General features: G+C 76.1%; 17 protein-coding genes. 11 read left to right on the top strand and 6 right to left on the bottom strand.

Features of this window, described 5'->3' with window-relative positions:
- Nucleotides 1-9 precede the first annotated feature (9 nt).
- Nucleotides 10-663 carry a hypothetical protein gene (locus ACZ6J5_RS11980; protein WP_469390349.1) on the top strand — a complete coding sequence of 218 codons (654 nt, stop codon included), beginning with the start codon at nucleotides 10-12 and terminating at the stop codon, nucleotides 661-663.
- Nucleotides 664-694: 31 nt separating this feature from the next.
- Here ACZ6J5_RS11980 and ACZ6J5_RS11975 read toward each other — a convergent pair whose 3' ends face one another.
- Both ACZ6J5_RS11975 and ACZ6J5_RS11970 read right to left on the bottom strand, forming a co-directional pair.
- Complete coding sequence (locus ACZ6J5_RS11975; protein WP_469390347.1) at nucleotides 695-1,369, bottom strand: DedA family protein; 675 nt, start codon at nucleotides 1,367-1,369, stop codon at nucleotides 695-697.
- Nucleotides 1,366-2,145: an MBL fold metallo-hydrolase gene (locus ACZ6J5_RS11970; protein ID WP_469390345.1), complete on the bottom strand. Its 780-nt coding sequence runs from the start codon at nucleotides 2,143-2,145 to the stop codon at nucleotides 1,366-1,368. The genes ACZ6J5_RS11975 and ACZ6J5_RS11970 overlap by 4 nt, the downstream gene beginning before the upstream one ends.
- A gap of 197 nt (nucleotides 2,146-2,342) precedes the next feature.
- Here ACZ6J5_RS11970 and ACZ6J5_RS11965 point away from each other — a divergent pair, with 197 nt between their 5' ends.
- The 6 genes from ACZ6J5_RS11965 to ACZ6J5_RS11940 all read left to right on the top strand — a co-directional run bounded on the left by ACZ6J5_RS11965 (nucleotide 2,343) and on the right by ACZ6J5_RS11940 (nucleotide 9,223).
- The gene (locus tag ACZ6J5_RS11965) at nucleotides 2,343-2,747 is read left to right on the top strand and encodes a recombinase family protein (RefSeq protein ID WP_469390343.1); all 405 of its coding nucleotides are present in this window, start codon (nucleotides 2,343-2,345) and stop codon (nucleotides 2,745-2,747) included.
- 189 nt (nucleotides 2,748-2,936) lie between these two features.
- Entirely contained in the window at nucleotides 2,937-5,069 is a 2,133-nt protein-coding gene (locus ACZ6J5_RS11960; RefSeq protein ID WP_469390545.1) for a phage holin family protein, read from the top strand.
- A 66-nt stretch (nucleotides 5,070-5,135) separates the two neighbouring features.
- A complete protein-coding gene (locus ACZ6J5_RS11955) occupies nucleotides 5,136-6,599 on the top strand; it encodes an amino acid permease (RefSeq protein ID WP_469390342.1) in 1,464 nt (487 codons plus the stop codon).
- Between the two features lie 131 nt (nucleotides 6,600-6,730).
- Nucleotides 6,731-7,069, top strand: coding sequence for a hypothetical protein (locus ACZ6J5_RS11950; protein WP_469390340.1), 339 nt, complete (start codon nucleotides 6,731-6,733; stop codon nucleotides 7,067-7,069).
- 48 nt (nucleotides 7,070-7,117) lie between these two features.
- The gene (locus ACZ6J5_RS11945; protein ID WP_469390338.1) at nucleotides 7,118-7,282 is read left to right on the top strand and encodes a hypothetical protein; all 165 of its coding nucleotides are present in this window, start codon (nucleotides 7,118-7,120) and stop codon (nucleotides 7,280-7,282) included.
- Between the two features lie 198 nt (nucleotides 7,283-7,480).
- Nucleotides 7,481-9,223, top strand: coding sequence for an alpha/beta hydrolase (locus tag ACZ6J5_RS11940; RefSeq protein ID WP_469390336.1), 1,743 nt, complete (start codon nucleotides 7,481-7,483; stop codon nucleotides 9,221-9,223).
- Nucleotide 9,224: 1 nt separating this feature from the next.
- Here the strand turns inward: ACZ6J5_RS11940 and ACZ6J5_RS11935 are convergent, their stop codons facing one another.
- Both ACZ6J5_RS11935 and ACZ6J5_RS11930 read right to left on the bottom strand, forming a co-directional pair.
- On the bottom strand, nucleotides 9,225-10,001 hold the full coding sequence (locus tag ACZ6J5_RS11935) for an IclR family transcriptional regulator (protein ID WP_469390334.1): 777 nt from the start codon (nucleotides 9,999-10,001) through the stop codon (nucleotides 9,225-9,227).
- Nucleotides 10,002-10,118: 117 nt separating this feature from the next.
- Nucleotides 10,119-11,309 carry a low temperature requirement protein A gene (locus ACZ6J5_RS11930; protein ID WP_469390332.1) on the bottom strand — a complete coding sequence of 397 codons (1,191 nt, stop codon included), beginning with the start codon at nucleotides 11,307-11,309 and terminating at the stop codon, nucleotides 10,119-10,121.
- Nucleotides 11,310-11,561: 252 nt separating this feature from the next.
- On the opposite strand from ACZ6J5_RS11930, the gene ACZ6J5_RS11925 reads away from it, so the two are divergent.
- Nucleotides 11,562-11,981 (top strand): hypothetical protein, encoded by a 420-nt coding sequence (locus ACZ6J5_RS11925; RefSeq protein WP_469390330.1) that lies wholly within the window; start codon nucleotides 11,562-11,564, stop codon nucleotides 11,979-11,981.
- Here the strand turns inward: ACZ6J5_RS11925 and ACZ6J5_RS11920 are convergent.
- Entirely contained in the window at nucleotides 11,971-12,780 is an 810-nt protein-coding gene (locus ACZ6J5_RS11920; protein ID WP_469390329.1) for a helix-turn-helix domain-containing protein, read from the bottom strand. The genes ACZ6J5_RS11925 and ACZ6J5_RS11920 overlap by 11 nt on opposite strands.
- An 87-nt stretch (nucleotides 12,781-12,867) precedes the next feature.
- Between ACZ6J5_RS11920 and ACZ6J5_RS11915 the strand changes: the two genes are divergently transcribed.
- Both ACZ6J5_RS11915 and ACZ6J5_RS11910 read left to right on the top strand, forming a co-directional pair.
- Complete coding sequence (locus ACZ6J5_RS11915) at nucleotides 12,868-13,170, top strand: 4a-hydroxytetrahydrobiopterin dehydratase (protein ID WP_469390327.1); 303 nt, start codon at nucleotides 12,868-12,870, stop codon at nucleotides 13,168-13,170.
- Between the two features lie 35 nt (nucleotides 13,171-13,205).
- Nucleotides 13,206-14,000, top strand: coding sequence for a class I SAM-dependent methyltransferase (locus ACZ6J5_RS11910; RefSeq protein ID WP_469390325.1), 795 nt, complete (start codon nucleotides 13,206-13,208; stop codon nucleotides 13,998-14,000).
- Here ACZ6J5_RS11910 and ACZ6J5_RS11905 read toward each other — a convergent pair.
- A complete protein-coding gene (locus ACZ6J5_RS11905) occupies nucleotides 13,922-14,440 on the bottom strand; it encodes a hypothetical protein (RefSeq protein ID WP_469390323.1) in 519 nt (172 codons plus the stop codon). The genes ACZ6J5_RS11910 and ACZ6J5_RS11905 overlap by 79 nt on opposite strands.
- Nucleotides 14,441-14,479: 39 nt before the next feature.
- On the opposite strand from ACZ6J5_RS11905, the gene ACZ6J5_RS11900 reads away from it, so the two are divergent.
- Nucleotides 14,480-15,433 carry a helix-turn-helix transcriptional regulator gene (locus tag ACZ6J5_RS11900; protein WP_469390322.1) on the top strand — a complete coding sequence of 318 codons (954 nt, stop codon included), beginning with the start codon at nucleotides 14,480-14,482 and terminating at the stop codon, nucleotides 15,431-15,433.
- Nucleotides 15,434-15,457: the final 24 nt, after the last annotated feature.

The following is a 15,457-nucleotide window of genomic DNA, read 5'->3' as shown; positions in this document are numbered from 1 at the left end:
GTGAAGCTGGTGTTCGACGGCCGGTTCCTCGTCGTGACGCGCTGGTGGTGCCCCGTGCCCGGCCCGCGGGTGCGCCGCTTCCGGCTGGCGGAGCTCGTCCATGTCGCCGCGCAGAGCCCCGACCACGATCACGAAGGCCCGCTGGGTTACCGCTTCGTCGTGGAGTCCACCCGGCGGACCCGGCCCTACCGGTTCTGGTGCTGGCGGCCCTTCGACATCCAGAAGACCTCCCGCGGCCGGCACTCGCCGCGCCTCGCGCATGTCATGGCGGCGGCGATCCAGCAGGCCCAGACCGAGCGGCAGCGGGCCGTGCTGGCCGCCACGTACGGCCTGGGCCCGTGGCCGGAGGAGACGTGGCGCGAGATCGAGCGTCGCGCACCCGGGCTGGGGGCGCTGGCACCGGGCGGCGACCACCGTGCGCTCGTCGAGGAGACCCTGGCCGACTGGCGAGAACCCCGCCGACCCGACGCACGCCGACCCGGCTTCATCGGCAACGCCGCGTGGCGCGCCCTCCTCGGCGAGCTGGACGCCGGGGCGCGGGTCGAGACGACCCCCGCGTGGCAGGCGTACCGCACGGAACTGATACGCCGGGCCCGAGCCGACCTGCGGGCGGTGCACGAGGACCGCTCCCCCCTGAGCAAGCGGCTCCTGAACGGCCTGTGACCGAGGCCCGCCGCCGCCCCCTCCCGGGCGGTCAGCCCTTCGGGGCGGGTGTCCCGCCGGGCGTCGACGGCTTCCCGTCGCCCCCGCCCCGCCCCCGCAGCCGCCGCCACAGCGCGGGCGCCGCGCCGAGCAGCACCGTCAGGGCGACCGCCGCCACCACGCCCTCCCACGGTTCGGGGAAGAGCGAGCCGCCCAGGATGCCGATGAGCTGGTACGTCGCCGCCCACGCCAGACAGGCCGGCAGGTCGCCCCGGGCGAAGCGGCGCAGCGGCATCCCGGCGAGCAGGCAGGCCAGCATCACCGGGATCCGGCCGGCCGGCACCAGCCGCGACAGCACCAGCACCGGCACCTGGTGGGTCTCCAGCCGCTCCTGCGCCTGCGCCAGCCGCTCCGGGGTCACCCGGCCGCGCAGCGCCGCCAGCCACCGCGAGCCGTTGCGGGAGCGCACCCCGCGCTGCCCGAGCCAGTACAGGGCGAGGTCGCCGAGGAAGGCGGCGCCCGCCGCCACCAGGAAGACGTACAGCAGGGCGAGCGGCGCGGTCTGGTGGAAGGCGACCACCGCCGCCGAGCTCACGATCGCCCCGGTCGGCACCACGGGCACCAGCGCGCCGAGCGCCACCAGCAGGAACAGCGAGGGGTAGCCGACGGCCTGCTGGGTCGACTCCGGCGGCAGCTCGCGCACCGCCGTCAGGATCCGGTCGATCACCGGGCGACCTCCGGGCGGACCCGCTCGCCGTGCCCGAGCAGGTGCACCGCCACCTTGGGCGCCAGCCGGGCCGCGTGCCGGACGAACTCGCCGCCCGGCGCGTGGAACTCGTGCGGGCGGACCGCGTCCATGCCGATCGGCCAGTACGTGCCGTAGTGCACCGGCACCGCCGCGGCGGGCGACAGCGCGGCGAGCGCCTCGGCGGCCCGGCCCGCGTCCAGGTGTCCGTGGCCGAGGTACGGGCCCCAGCCGCCGACGGGCAGCAGCGCCACGTCCACGGGCCCGACGGCCTCCGCCATCGCGTCGAACAGTCCGGTGTCCCCGGCGAAGTAGGTGCGGGCCTCGCCCTCGACCACGTAACCGAGCGCGGGGGAGCGGTGCGGGCCGACCGGCAGCCGCCGCCCGTCGTGCAGTGCCGGGACGGCCCGTACGGTCACGCCCTCGACGTCCACCGCGTCGCCGGGCGCCAGCTCGGTGAGCCGCAGCCCGCGCGCGTCGAGCCGCCGCAGCGCGGGCACCGCGCGGGGCGCGCCCATGGGCACCAGCACCCGGGTGCCGGGGGCGAGCAGGGCCAGCGAGGGCAGGTGGAGGTGGTCGGCGTGCAGGTGCGAGACGAGCACCGCCTCGGCACGGGCGGCCTCCGGCGGGGGGAGCGCGCCGCGCCGCCGGCGCAGGTGGGCGAGGCGGCGGGTGAAGACCGGGTCCGTCAGGAACCGCACTCCGGAGTCCTCGACCGTGCAGGTGGCATGACCCCACCAGGTGACCTCCACCGGCACCCCGTCCTTCCTCGTCCGCTCCCGCTCCCGCCCCCGGCCGCCGCTCGCCGCCGGGCCTTCCGTCCTTCGGGCCTTCCGTCCTTCCGTAACGAGGGTAGATGTCCGGTGCCGCCGGTGTGACCGGTCCGCGGCGGGCCGCGCGGCGCGGGCGCGCGGAAGATCTCCTCGGGGGTCCGGGGACGCAGTAGGGTCGCCCCATGGACGACGTTCGGGTGGCGGCGATCGCCAGCCTCACCCCGCTCGAAGAGCTCGACGAAGATCCCTTCCTGGTCGACACCCGCAGCCAGCACGCGATGTGCGCGCGCTGGGCCGTCGACAAGGGGTACGTGGTGGCGAGGCGGCTGCTGTTCTACGGCATCCGGCCCGACCACGAGGCGCTGTGGGCGGACGTGGACGCGGGGACCGTGGACCTCTTCGTCGCGCCGAACGAGCGCGTGCTGGCCCGCGCCCTGACCGACGTGCCGGCGTTCTTCGCCGAGTGCGAGCGGCGCGGGGTGCGCCTGGAGACGGCGGGGCTCGACGAACCGTCCTACGACGCGTCGATGAAGGCCTGGGTGCACCGGCGGATGTCCATGCCCACCGCCGGGTACGACGGCTGCTGAAGGGCTGTGCGGGCGCCGCCGCCGCGCGGCGCCGGGCCCGGACCTGACACACAAGCTCCTTCCCGGCCGACCCGCGCGCGGTGGCCGTTGTGCCACGCTTGGGGCAGGAAACGGGCGAAAGGTGTACCAGGCGTGGGCGAACGGCGAGCGCAGTCCCCCGTCCGCTGGCGGAGCGCGGGCCGGACCGTGATGCGGGTGGTCACGGTGTGGGCGGTCTCCACGCTCACCCTGCTCGTGCTCGCCGCCGCGCTGCCCGACTTCCAGCTCCAGTCCCGCGACGGCGACAGCCTCACCACCATCGCGTACACCGCCGCCCTCGGCGCCGGGGCCTTCGGTGTGCTCGGCGCCCTGGTGTGGCCGGTCATCGTGCGGGCGCTGCTGCTCGTACCGGCGCTGGTCCTCGGCCTGCTGGTGTTCTTCCTCAACGGCTCGCTGCTGCTCGTCGCGCTGTGGCTGACGCCCGACGGGCGCGGCACCGTGGCGCCCCAGACCGCCGTCCTGGTCGCCGCGGTGATGTCGGCGGTCGCCTCGGCCACCTCCACCGCGCTCGCCGTGCGCGACGACGACGCCTACCGGCGGCGCCTCCACCGGCTCGCCGACCGCAAGCGGCCGAGGCTCGCCCGGGGGCCCGAGCCGGTGCCCGGCACCGTCTTCCTCCAGCTCGACGGCGTCGGCCACCGGGTCCTGAAGGACGCCGTCGCCGACGGGCTGATGCCCACCGTCGGCGAGTGGCTCGCCACCAGCCACCGGGTCGCCGCCTGGCGCACCGACTGGTCCAGCCAGACCGGCGCCAGCCAGCTCGGCATCCTGCACGGCTCCAACGAGGACGTGCCCGCCTTCCGCTGGTACGAGAAGGACACCGGCCGGCTGATGGTCTCCAACCGGCCCGCCAGCGCCGTCGAACTCCAGCGCCGCGCGGTCGAGCGCACCGGCGACGGCGGGCTGCTCACCTACGACGGGGCCTCCCGGGGCAACCTGTTCAGCGGCGGCGCCGACCAGCTCGCCCTGGTCCTGTCGGTGGCCGCCCGCCGGGGCCGCCGCAACCGCTCGCGGTCCGGCTACTTCGCCTACTTCTCCGACCCCGCCAACGCCGTCCGCACCGCCGGCTCCTTCGTCACCGAGGCGTTCCGCGAGATCGCCCAGTCGACCCGGGCCCGGCTGCGCCGCCGCACCCCCCGGGTCTCCCGGGGCGGCCTCTACCCCCTGGTGCGCGCCTTCGCCACGGTGATCGAGCGGGACGTGGTGGTCGCCGCCGTGATGGGCGACATGCTGGCCGGCCGGACCGCGGTCTACGCCGACCTGGTCGCCTACGACGAGGTCGCCCACCACTCGGGGCCGCACGGCCCCGACACCGACCAGGTGCTCCGGCGGCTGGACCGCGCGCTGGCGCTGATCGCCCGGGTCGCCGAGCACGCGCCCCGCCCGTACCGGATCGTGCTGCTCTCCGACCACGGGCAGAGCCCGGGGGAGACCTTCGCGGGCGCGTACGGGCTGAGCCTGCGCGAGCTGGTCCGGGCCGGCTGCGGGCTGCCGGTGCCGCGCCGGGTGCGGCGGACCCGCTGGGGCCACCCGGAGCCGGAGTCCGGCGGCTCGGAGGCCCGGGACGCGGCCCGCGACGCGCTGCGCGGCGCCCTGCACCGCTCCCCGGACGAGACGGCCGAGTGGGGCCGGGAGGCGGCGGAGGCGGCCGCCGCCGCGGCCGCCCGCGCCTCCGAGCCGGTGGTGCTGGCCTCGGGGAACCTGGGCCTGGTCTCGTTCCCGGGCGTGCCGCACCGGATGACCCGCGAGGAGATCGACCGCCTCCACCCGGCGCTGCTGCGCACCCTGGCCGAGCACCCCGGGATCGGCTTCCTGCTGGTGGCGAGCGAGGAGCACGGCTCGGTGGTGCTGGCCCGGGGCGGCGTCGAGGTCCCGCTGGCGGAGCTGAGCGACGCCGACGCCGGGCCGCTCGCGGTCTTCGGTCCCGGCGCGGCGGACGCGGTGCGGCGCACGGACGGCTTCCCGCACGTCGCCGACATCATGGTCAACTCGATGTACGACCCGGCGACGGGCACCGTGCACGCCTTCGAGGAGCAGATCGGCTCCCACGGCGGGCTCGGCGGCGAGCAGGGGCGCCCCTTCCTGCTGTGGCCGCGTGAGCTGACCGATCCGCCCGGGGAGATCGTGGGCGCCGAGCGGGTGCACCGGGTGCTGCGGGGCTGGCTGCGGGAGAGCGAGGGGTCGCGGGGGCCGCAGGTGCCGCTGGAGATTTCGCCGCCCGGCGGCGATGCGGAAGCGTTTCTTCCGGTCGATGGCCCGGCCGTACAGGACAAAAGCGGGTGATTTGGAACGGCGTCTCGGCAGGCGGACGATGGACGCGTTTGCACGACGAGAGGCGCACCACCCCCCATGAGCACGGCCACCCCCCACACCCGCCGCGACACCGCCGACCCGGAGCCCCGGCCCGCGCACCGGCCCGAGGGGGAGGCCCCCGGCGCGCCCGCGCAGCCCGCCCCCGGCGAGCCGGCTCCCGGCAAGCCCGCCCGCGGCTTCGGCCTCCCGGTCGCCACCGCCCTCGTCGCGGGCAACATCATCGGCGGCGGCATCTTCCTGCTCCCCGCCTCCGTGGCCCCGTACGGCACCATCAGCCTGGTCGCCTTCGGCATCCTCACCCTGGGCGCCCTCGCCCTCGCCCTGGTCTTCGGCCGGCTCGCCCACCGCCACCCGCAGACCGGCGGCCCCTACGTCTACGCCCGCGCCGCGTTCGGCGACTTCGCCGGCTTCCTCGCCGCCTGGTCGTACTGGATCACCACCTGGGTCTCCAACGCCGCCCTGGCCGTCGCCGCCGTCGGCTACCTCGACCACCTCGTGCCGATCCACGAGTCCACCGCCGCCACCATCGCCGCCGCGCTGCTCCTGCAGTGGCTGCCCGCGCTGGCCAACCTGGCCGGCACCCGGTACGTCGGCGCCGTGCAGCTCGTCGCGACCGTGCTCAAGTTCGTCCCGCTGCTGCTGGTCGCCGTCGGCGGACTCTTCTTCTTCGACAGCTCCAGGCTCGGCCCCTTCCACGCCGGCGACTCCAGCGCCCTCGGCGCGGTCTCCGCCTCCGCCGCGATCCTGCTCTTCAGCTACCTCGGCGTCGAGTCCGCCGCCGTCAGCGCCGGCGAGGTCCGCGACCCGCGCCGCAACGTCGGCCGCGCCACCGTCCTCGGCACCCTCGGCGCCGCCGCCCTCTACCTGCTCGGCACCGTCGCCGTCTTCGGCACCGTCGCCCACGACAAGCTGATCACCTCCACCGCGCCCTTCTCCGACGCCGTGGACGTCATGTTCGGCGGCTCCTGGGGCGGCGCCGCCGTCGCCTGCATGGCCCTGGTCTCCATGGCCGGCGCGCTCAACGGCTGGACCCTGCTCAGCGCCCAGGCGCCCTACGCCGCCGCCCGCGACGGTCTCTTCCCGAAGGCCTTCGCCGTCAAGCGGCGCGGGGTGCCCACCGTCGGCGTCCTCGTGGCCGTCGTCCTCGCCTCGCTGCTGACCGTCTACAACTACACGGCCGGCACCCAGGGCGTCTTCGAGGTCCTGGTGCTCGTCACCACCTTCACCGCCACCGTCCCCTACCTCCTCTCCACCGCCGCCCAGATCTACTTCCTGCTCTCCGGGCAGGGCGAGAAGGTCTCCCGACCGCGCCTCGTCCGCGACGCCGTCCTCGCCGTCGCCGCCTTCGGCTTCTCCCTCTGGCTGGTCGCGGGCTCCGGCTACGCTGCCGTCTACCAGGGCGTCCTCTTCCTCTTCGTGGGCGTCCTCGTGTACGCGGTGATGGCCGCGCGCCGTGGCCGCGCCGCGCGCGCCGGAGCCGACCGGCCCGCCGGATCCTGACCGCACGCGCCGACGCGCCCCGGCGCGCGCCCGCCGGTGCGGTGAATTCCGGCTCCCGGGCGTAGGCCGACCGGGGGATCGTGCCGCCCCGGACGGCTCGGGGCCGCCCCGACGGGGCAGGACGGATCTCCATGAGGTCCCTCCCCGCGCACCCCGGCGTTCCCGCCGGGCGGGCCCGGCGGTTCGCCGTCGCGGTGCTGCTCGTGCTCGCCGCGCTGCTCGGGACCGGAGGAGCCCTCGCCGGGACGGCCGGAGCGGAACAGCGCGCGGTCGGCACCTCCGCCGAACCCGCCGCCGAGGTCCACGACCTCGCCGAGCAGGAGGCGAGCACCCCCGCCCGAGGCGCACGCCGCCCGGCCCCGCCCCGCGCCGTGCGCCGGGCGGTGCCCGCCGCCGCGCCCGCGCCCGCCCCCGTCGCCGTACCGCACCCCCGTGACGACGCGCCCCGGTCGGCGGTGATGCGGTGCTGAGAGGCCCGGCCTCTCCGCACCCCTCACCCCACCGCAAGGAGCTCCGTCATGCCCGTCGACCCCTTCGCCGTGCTCAACGCGCTGCTGCGCGCCGAGGCCGCCCGCCAGGAGCGCTACGACCGCCACCGCCCCGAACCGGAACGCGAACCGGAAGGCCGCCCGCTCCGCGCCGCCCAGGAGCCGGCCGTCGAACCGGAACGCCAGGCGGACTGACCCCTCCCCGGGCCGCTTCCGGCCCTCCCCGGGCCCTCCCCGGGCCCTCCCAGGGCCCTCCCCGGGCCCTCCCAGGGCCCTCCCCGGGCCGGGCCCGGGCTGCTCCCGGGCCGCCTCCGGGCCCTCCCAGGACCCGGCCCGGAATCCGCCCCGGCGGGCCGATTTGCGGATGGCCGTACGGTGTACGAGGCTGAACCGATGACCTCGACCGACCGGCAGCCCACCGCATCCGATCGGTCCGCCGGACCCGCCCGGCTCCGTGCCGCCGTCCGCCGCCCCTACACCGCCCGGCACTGGCCCGACCTCATCGCGCTCTGCTGGGCGACCTTCTTCTTCTGGGCCTCCCTCAGCCCCTCCCTGGTGCCCCGCCCCTGGTACCTCCAGGGCGTCGTCGGCGGCATCACCGCCGCCATCGGCTACGCGCTCGGCGCCGCCGTCTCCTGGCTCGCCCGCGCCCTCATACCCTGGCGCCCCGCCGAGCGGACCCGGGCCCGGCTCTGGCAGGCGTACTGGCTGCTCCTCCCGCTCCTCACCCTCTGGCTCGTCGCCGAGAGCGCCCGGACGCAGCGCCGGCTCCGCGTGCTCCAGGAACTCCCGCCCTCGCTGACCTGGCACACCCCCGTGATCGCGCTCATCGCGATCCTCCTCTGGCTGGCGCTGCTGCTGCTCGCCCGCGCCGTCCGGCTCGGCGCCCGCAAGCTGATCCGGCTGCTCGGCAGACTGCTGCCCCGGCCCGTCGCGTACGCCCTCGGCGCCCTGCTCACCGCCCTCGCCGTCCTCGTCGGCGTCCGCGACGTCGTCTTCGACCGGGGCGTCGTCGACCTCGCCGACCGGATCGCCGCGAGCACCAACGGCGACACCCACGAGGGCATCCACCGCCCCGCCTCCCGCCATGTCTCCGGCGGCCCCGGCTCGCTGATCCGCTGGGGGGACCTCGGCTACCAGGGGCGCAACTTCACCGGCTCGGTGCCCACCCGCGAGCGCATCGCCGCCTGGAGCGGGCGGCCCGCCCGCGACCCCGTGCGCGTCTACGTCCCCTCCATGCCGCCGCCCGCCTTCCAGGACGCCGGGCCCTTCGACGCCCAGGCCCGCCTCGCCGTCCGTGAGCTCGACCGGGCCGGCGCCTTCGGCCGCCGGGTCCTCGCCGTCGCCGGCACCACCGGCACCGGCTGGGTCAACCCCAACGTCACCGAACCCCTGGAGTACATGTACGGCGGCGACACCGCGATCGTCGCCGTCCAGTACTCCTACCTGCCCAGCTGGGTCTCCTTCCTGGTCGACAAGGAGAAGGCCGGCCAGGCCACCCGGGCCCTGCTCGACGCCGTCCGCGCCCGGATCGACGAGCTCCCCGCCGACCGGCGCCCCAAGCTCGTCGTCACCGGCGAGAGCCTCGGCGCCTACGCCGTAGAGGCGTCCTTCGGCAACGCCGAGGCCCTGCTCGACGGCACCGACGGCGCCCTGCTGCTCGGCGCGCCGAACTTCTCCCCGGTCTCCCGCGAGATCCGCCGTGACCGCGACCCCGGCAGTCCGGTCTGGCGCCCCCAGTACGAGGACGGGGCGCACTACCGCTTCGCCCAGTTCCCCGGCACCGACCTGGAGCGGCCGCCGGCCCGCTGGGAGTTCCCGCGCGCCGTCTACCTCCAGAACGCCTCCGACCCGGTCGTCTGGTGGTCGCCCGACCTCCTCCTGGAACGGCCCGCCTGGCTCGACGAACCCCTCGGCCCCGACATCACCCCGGAGATCGACTGGTTCCCCTTCGTCGCCTTCTGGCAGACCTCCGTCGACATGGCCGTCTCCTACGGGGTACAGGCCCCGCACGGCCACCGCTACGGCACCGGAGCGGTCGACGGCTGGGCGGCCGTCGTCCCGCCCCCGGGCTGGACGGAGGCCGACACCGACCGGCTGCGCGCCCACATCGGACAGCGCGGGGCCGCCTACTGAGCTACGGCCCGACCGTGAACGACTGGGCGGCCAGGGCCCGTTCCAGCCGCTCCTGGAGCCGGGCCGCGGTCGGCCGCAGCCGCTCCGCCTCGGCCACCGGCAGCGAGAAGCCCACCGCGGCCACCGCCCCGCCGACCGAGACCGGCACCGCCGCGCAGACCGTGCCCAGCGCGTACTCCTCCACCTCGTGCACCGCCGCGCCCCGCCGGATCCGCGCGAGCCGCCGCATCAGCGCGTCCTCGTCGCGGACCGTGCGCGGGGTCAGCCGGGTCACCGGCCGCCGCGCCAGGTACTCCCGGCGGGCCGGCGCGTCGAGCTGGGCGAGCAGGCACTGGCCCAGCGCGTGGGCGTGGGCACTGACCCGGAAGGCGGTCCACTCCTCGGCGGCGGGCCGCTCCGGGCTGTCCGCGAACGCCACCAGCCGCACCTCGCCGCCCTCCAGGGCCCCGCAGTACACCGGCGCGTCCAGCTCGTCGCGGAGCAGCCGCAGCCACTCGGGCAGCAGCGGCCCGGGGCCGTCCGGCCGCCCCGAGAGCCCCGGCGCGGCCGGACCGAGCCGGAACGCCCCGTGCTCGTGGTGCAGATAGCCGTCGTGGACCAGGGTCCGCAGCAGGTGGTACGTGGTCGGCAGCGGCAGGTCCGTCATCCGGGACAGGCGCTTGGCGGTGACCTCGCCGTGCTCGGCGACCGCCTGGAGCAGCCGGAGCGCGCGCCGGACCGAGCCTATGAGGGTGGGCGTGCCGGCGGCCTTGGTGGTCTTGGTGGCTGTGGGTGACATGGGGTCAGTGTGCCGACGCCCGGCCCCGGCCACCCGTGGGCCCGCGGGTCCTTGGGCGATCGCTCCGCCCACCGGCCGCCCCGCGCCACGGTTCCTCCACGCGGGCGGCCGACGCCGCTATGCCGCCGCCGGTGTCCCCTCGGCGGGTGTTCCGCCCGCCGGTTCCGGGGCCGGGCCGGACAGCGCCGGGCGCCGTCCGCCGGCCGCCGCGAGGCCCGTCACCCCGGCCGTGAGCAGCGCCAGCGCCAGCAGCGCCGGGAGCAGGGCGACCAGGGGGCCCGCCGCCAGGCAGCAGACGCCGCCGACGAGCAGGGCCGTCGGGCGGCGGCCCGAGGAGCGCAGCGTGATCGCCGAGGCGCCGAGCAGGAAGACGCCGACGCCGCCCGTCAGCGACCAGGCCACGGTGCCGTGCAGCGGCTCGCCGAGGCCGTGGTGGCCGGTGTCGGCGATCTGGGTGAGCACCTTCTTCATGCCGAGCGCCGTCAGCACCACGCCCGCCACCAGCGGCAGGTGCAGGAAGGTGTAGACGTCCCGGGCGAAGCGGGTGCGCTCGTCCCCGTCGAGCGTCCCGAGCCGGTGCTCGGCGGGCTCGCCGAAGCGCCGGAAGTACAGCGCCCACAGCGCGGCGGCGAGCAGCAGCCCCGCCGCCGAGGCCCCGACGACCGTGACCGTCAGCGGGAAACCGGCCATGCCGACGCCCATCGCCACGATCGACTCGCCGAGCGCGATGATCACGATCAGGCCGTGCCGCTCGGCGAAGTGCCCGGGGGAGTTGACCCGCCAGCCGGAGGAGCCGGTGACGTAGATCCCGCCGTAGTCCACGGCGACCGCGCTCAGCCACAGCACCAGCCTCGGCGTCCCGTCGTACGCGCAGCCGGCGAGCAGCAGCACGGACGGCGGCGCCACCGACAGCAGCGCCGTCCGCCGCAGGGTGGCCCGCAGCGCCGTGTCGCCGGGGCTCGACACCCAGTACGAGACCAGGTGCAGCACCCGCACCAGGCCGTAGCAGACCACGAACACCAGCGGCGCGGGCAGCCCGCCCGGGGCGTCCGCGAAGACCTCCGGGACCGCGAGCGAGACCACGAACACCACGGTCATCACGGTGACCAGCACCGCGAACAGGGCACCGGAGTCGGCCCGTACGACATTGCCCAGCCAGGCGAAGGCCGACCAGCACCACCACAGCAGCGCCAGCACCGCCATCGCGCCGACCACCCGCACCGGCGTCGGCTGGGCCGCCATCAGGGCCGTCACCTGCGTGATGGCGTAGACGAAGACCAGGTCGAAGAAGAGCTCGGCTGGTGTCACCTTGTGATCGTCCCCGGCCGCGACCATGCGCGCCCGTTCTCTGCCGGCCACCGCATCCCCCTTGCGTAGCACATGATTTCGGCCATCGGCCGTCCAGGCGGGCACCTTACAGCGTCCGGCATTACCTCGCGCGTAATCGACCCCCACCGCCGCCTCCGCGATGCTCGTGAGCACCGGGTCCCGGGCGGCGCACTCCGTCCGGGGGCCGGCCCCGATCCCGTACGAGACGCCTTTCCAGGAGCGTGATCCGCCATGTCCCAGACCCTGCTCGCCGGACTCTCCCGCACCACCCAGCCGAGGTCCATGGTGCGCCGCTTCCTCGGCCTCGACGCCCTCGTCACCGGCGCCAACGGGATCGCCTACCTCGCCGCCTCCGGGCCGCTGGCGGAGCTCCTCGGCGTCGGCCGAGGTCTGCTCCTCGGGCTCGGGGCGTTCCTCACCGCGTACGCGGGCGGGGTGGCCTGGCTGGCGAGCCGCCCGCAGCCGCCGGTGCCCGGCGTGAAGGCCGTCGTCGACGCCAACCTGCTGTGGAGCGCGCTCAGTGTCGTCGCGCTGCTCGCCTGGCTGGAGCCCACCACCGCGGGCGCGGTCTGGACCCTCGTGCAGGCGGGCACCGTGGCCGGTTTCGCGGCCCTCCAGTGGGGCGCGCTGCGGGCGACCGCTACCCCTTGAGCGACCGGAGGTAGGCGACCGTCTCCGGGTCGGCCGGGAGGAAGGTCTCGATGGCCAGCTCGGCGACGGTCACGTCCAGCGGCGTGTTGAACGTCGAGATCGACGACACGAACGACAGCACCCGCCCGTCGTGCTCGATCCGCAGCGGCAGCGCGAAGTACGGGTACGGCTCCGGGTCCTCCCGGTCCTCCGGATCGCCCGTGCCCTCCGGCACCGGATAGGCGGCCACCTCCTCGTACAGCGCCCGCAGCGACTCCGAGCGCACCAGCGCGATCTGACGCTCCATCTGGTGCAGCAGGTGCCCCCGCCACTCGCGCAGATTGCGGATGCGCGGGGCCAGCCCCTCCGGGTGCAGGGTGATCCGCATGGCGTTCAGCGGCGGCGTCAGCAGGTGCTCCGGCAGCCCCGCCAGCAGCATCCCGATGCCCTCGTTGGCCGCCACCACCGTGTACGAGCCGTCCACGACCAGCGCCGGATACGGCTCGTAGCCCGTCAGCAGCGCCCCGATGCCCTCGCGCAGCGTGTCCAGGAGCGGCGCGTCCATCGTCGACTCGGTGAACCTCGGCGCGTAACCCGCCGCGAGCAGCAGGGCGTTGCGGTCCCGGACCGGCACCTCCAGGTGCTCGGCGAGGCGCAGGACCATCTCCTCGCTCGGCCGCGAACGCCCGGTCTCCACGAAGGAGATGTGCCGCGCCGACGAATCCGCCCGCAGCGCCAGCTCCAGCTGGCTCAGCCGCCGGCGCTCGCGCCAGCCGCGCAGCAGCGGTCCCACACCCGTGTCGCTCGCGACAGTCGTCATGCCCAGACGGTATCCCAGAGGTCGACCCGGGTACCTTCTCCCGGTGACCGCCCGGTCACCGCGGAACCCGACCGGAGGGAGCAGCACATGCCCACACAGCCCCTGTCGCAGAAGGAGATCGAGGACCGCCTGCGGGAGCTTCCCGGCTGGTCCCTCGCCGGCGACCGGATCACCCGCACCTACCGGCTCGCCGACCACTTCGCCGCCACCGCCCTCGTCGTCCACGTGGCCTCGATCCAGCAGGAGCTCGACCATCACAGCGATCTGACGCTCGGTTACGACAGCGTCGCGCTGACCGTGCACACCCACACCGCGGGCGGCGTCACCGAGAAGGACTTCGCCCTCGCCGACCGCGTCGAGGCGGTGGCCCCGGGGCACGGCGCCCGCTGAGCCCCGGGCCGGCACCCGCCCGTACGATCGGGCCCATGGGGGATACCGTGCTCGACTACGAGGCCGAGGCCGCGCGTTACGACGAGACCCGCGGCGGGGTGCCGCGCGCGGAGGCCGCCTCGGCCGCCGTGCTGCGGCTCCTGCCGCCCGGCACCCGCACGCTCGTCGACGTCGCCTGCGGCACCGGCCTCGTCACCGCCCGCCTGGCCCGGCCCGGCCTCGCCGTGTACGGGGCCGACACCGCGCACGCCATGCTGCGCACCGCCGCCGGACGCCTGCCGGGCCGCGCGGTGCGCGCCGACGCCCGCGCGCTGCCGCTGCCGGACGCCTCCGTGGACGCCGTCAGCGCGGTCTGGCTGCTCCACCTGGTGCCCTTCGCGGCGGAGATCATCGCCGAGGCGGCCCGGGTGCTGCGCCCCGGCGGCGTGTTCGTCACCACCGTCGACAAGGACGCCGCCCACGACGTCGGCAGCGACGTCGACGCCCTGCTGCGCCCGCACCGCGCCGCCCCCGAGGCGGCCCGCGACGCGGCGGGCGCCGTGACCGGGCACGCCGCCGCCCACGGCCTGGCCCCCGGGCCCGTCACCCGCTTCACCGGCCACGGGCAGGGCGCCACCCCGCGCGGGACCGCCGGGAAGCTGCGGCGGGGCTACTACGCCTCCTGGTTCCACGGCACCCCCGCGACCGTGGACCTGCTCGCGGCGGCCCTCGCCGCCCTTCCCGGCCAGGACCGCCCCCGCCCCGAACCCTCCTACCGGCTGGCCTCCTTCGTGAAGCGCCCGGCCGGGCCGAGCCCCGTCGTCCCCGAAGGCAGCGCGTCCGCCAGGTAGCCCGCCAGGTCCGGGCGGTCGGGGGCCAGCATGTGCCGCACCCAGGCGTCCCGTTCGTGCCCGATCGGCGGCAGCTCCCACACGCAGCCGATCCAGTTCCGCGCCCCCGGCGCCAGCCGCACGAAGTGCGCCGGGTCGGTGTCCGGGCAGTCCAGCGCGGGCTGGCCCGCCGCCGCCCCGCCGAAGTGCAGCACGTTGTCCCACACCCAGCTGTACGCGTTCAGGTACGCGCCCGTGTCGCCGCCCCGGTGCAGCACCGTGAACGCCGCCGCGGGGGTGCCGTCCGGCTCCGGCAGCAGCTCCGGCAGCAGCGCGTACGCCGCCCGGGCCACCTCCGGTTCGATCCCGGCCGGATCGGCCGTCACGTGGTAGCGCTTGACGTGCCGGCCGGCGATCTCGACCGGCTCCAGGGCGAACAGGTACTTCTCCTCGAAAGCCATGGCTGGACCGTACGAGGACTTCACTGACACCTTGTGTCAGTGAAGTCCAGCCGGCTCTTGTCGATCCTCCTGCTGCTCCAGACCCGGGGCACCCTGACGGCCGCCCGCCTCGCCGAGGAGCTGGAGGTCTCGGTCCGCACCGTCTACCGGGACGTCGAGGCCCTGGCCGCCGCCGGGGTCCCGCTGTACGGGGACGCCGGGCACCGCGGCGGCTACCGGCTGCTCGAAGGGCACCGCTCCCGGCTCACCGGCCTGTTCGCCCGCGAGGCCGAGGCCCTCGTCCTCGCCGGACTGCCCGTCGCCGCCGACGGCCTGGGCCTCGGCGGGCACTTCGCCGACGCCCACCTGAAGCTGCGCGCCGCCCTTCCGGCACCGCTGCGCGAGCACGTCGACCGGCTGCGGACCCGCTTCCACATCGACGCCGCCGGCTGGTACGCGGAGGAGACCGAGGCCCCGTTCCTGCCCGAGGTCGCCGAGGCCCTGCGCACCGGACGGGTGCTCGCCGTCCGCTACCGGCGCTGGCGGGAGCCCAGCGAGGTGGACCGGCGGCTCGCCCCGTACGGCCTGGTGCTGAAGGCGGGCCGCTGGTACCTGGTCGCCGGGCCCGGCCCGCGCACCTACCGGGTGGACCAGATCCTCTCCCTCACCGCCACCGACGAGGAGGCCGTCGTCCCCGAGGGCTTCGACCTGGCCGCCCACTGGCGGGCCAGCCAGGCGGACTTCCACGCCCGGCTGCACCGGGGCGAGGCGCTCGTGCGGATCTCCCCGCGCGGTGCCGCCCGCCTCACCGGGGCCGCCGCCCGGGCGCTCGCCGCGACCGGCTCTCCCGAGCCCGACGGCTGGACCCGCGCCGCCCTGCCCGTGGAGTCCCCCGACCACGCCCTCGGCCTCCTGCTCGCCCTCGGCGAGGAGGTGGAGGTCCTCGGCCCTGAGGAGCTCCGGGACCGGATCGCGGCGACGGTACGGACGCTGGCGGCGCGCTACGGGACGTGACACGGGGCCGCCGCCCGCGCCGCC

It is taken from the genome of Streptomyces sp. NPDC042100 (genome assembly GCF_055582325.1).
This window is presented reverse-complemented; position numbering and strand designations above follow the sequence as displayed.

What these genes read in the sequence shown, in the direction of transcription:
- ACZ6J5_RS11965 (WP_469390343.1), top strand. Translation starts at nt 2,343, where the DNA reads ATGGACGACGTTCGGGTGGCGGCGATCGCCAGCCTCACCCCGCTCGAA.
- ACZ6J5_RS11960 (WP_469390545.1), top strand. Translation starts at nt 2,937, where the DNA reads ATGCGGGTGGTCACGGTGTGGGCGGTCTCCACGCTCACCCTGCTCGTG.
- ACZ6J5_RS11955 (WP_469390342.1), top strand. Translation starts at nt 5,136, where the DNA reads ATGAGCACGGCCACCCCCCACACCCGCCGCGACACCGCCGACCCGGAG.
- ACZ6J5_RS11950 (WP_469390340.1), top strand. Translation starts at nt 6,731, where the DNA reads ATGAGGTCCCTCCCCGCGCACCCCGGCGTTCCCGCCGGGCGGGCCCGG.
- ACZ6J5_RS11945 (WP_469390338.1), top strand. Translation starts at nt 7,118, where the DNA reads ATGCCCGTCGACCCCTTCGCCGTGCTCAACGCGCTGCTGCGCGCCGAG.
- ACZ6J5_RS11940 (WP_469390336.1), top strand. Translation starts at nt 7,481, where the DNA reads ATGACCTCGACCGACCGGCAGCCCACCGCATCCGATCGGTCCGCCGGA.
- ACZ6J5_RS11935 (WP_469390334.1), bottom strand. Translation starts at nt 10,001, where the DNA reads ATGTCACCCACAGCCACCAAGACCACCAAGGCCGCCGGCACGCCCACC.
- ACZ6J5_RS11925 (WP_469390330.1), top strand. Translation starts at nt 11,562, where the DNA reads ATGTCCCAGACCCTGCTCGCCGGACTCTCCCGCACCACCCAGCCGAGG.
- ACZ6J5_RS11920 (WP_469390329.1), bottom strand. Translation starts at nt 12,780, where the DNA reads ATGACGACTGTCGCGAGCGACACGGGTGTGGGACCGCTGCTGCGCGGC.
- ACZ6J5_RS11915 (WP_469390327.1), top strand. Translation starts at nt 12,868, where the DNA reads ATGCCCACACAGCCCCTGTCGCAGAAGGAGATCGAGGACCGCCTGCGG.
- ACZ6J5_RS11910 (WP_469390325.1), top strand. Translation starts at nt 13,206, where the DNA reads ATGGGGGATACCGTGCTCGACTACGAGGCCGAGGCCGCGCGTTACGAC.
- ACZ6J5_RS11905 (WP_469390323.1), bottom strand. Translation starts at nt 14,440, where the DNA reads ATGGCTTTCGAGGAGAAGTACCTGTTCGCCCTGGAGCCGGTCGAGATC.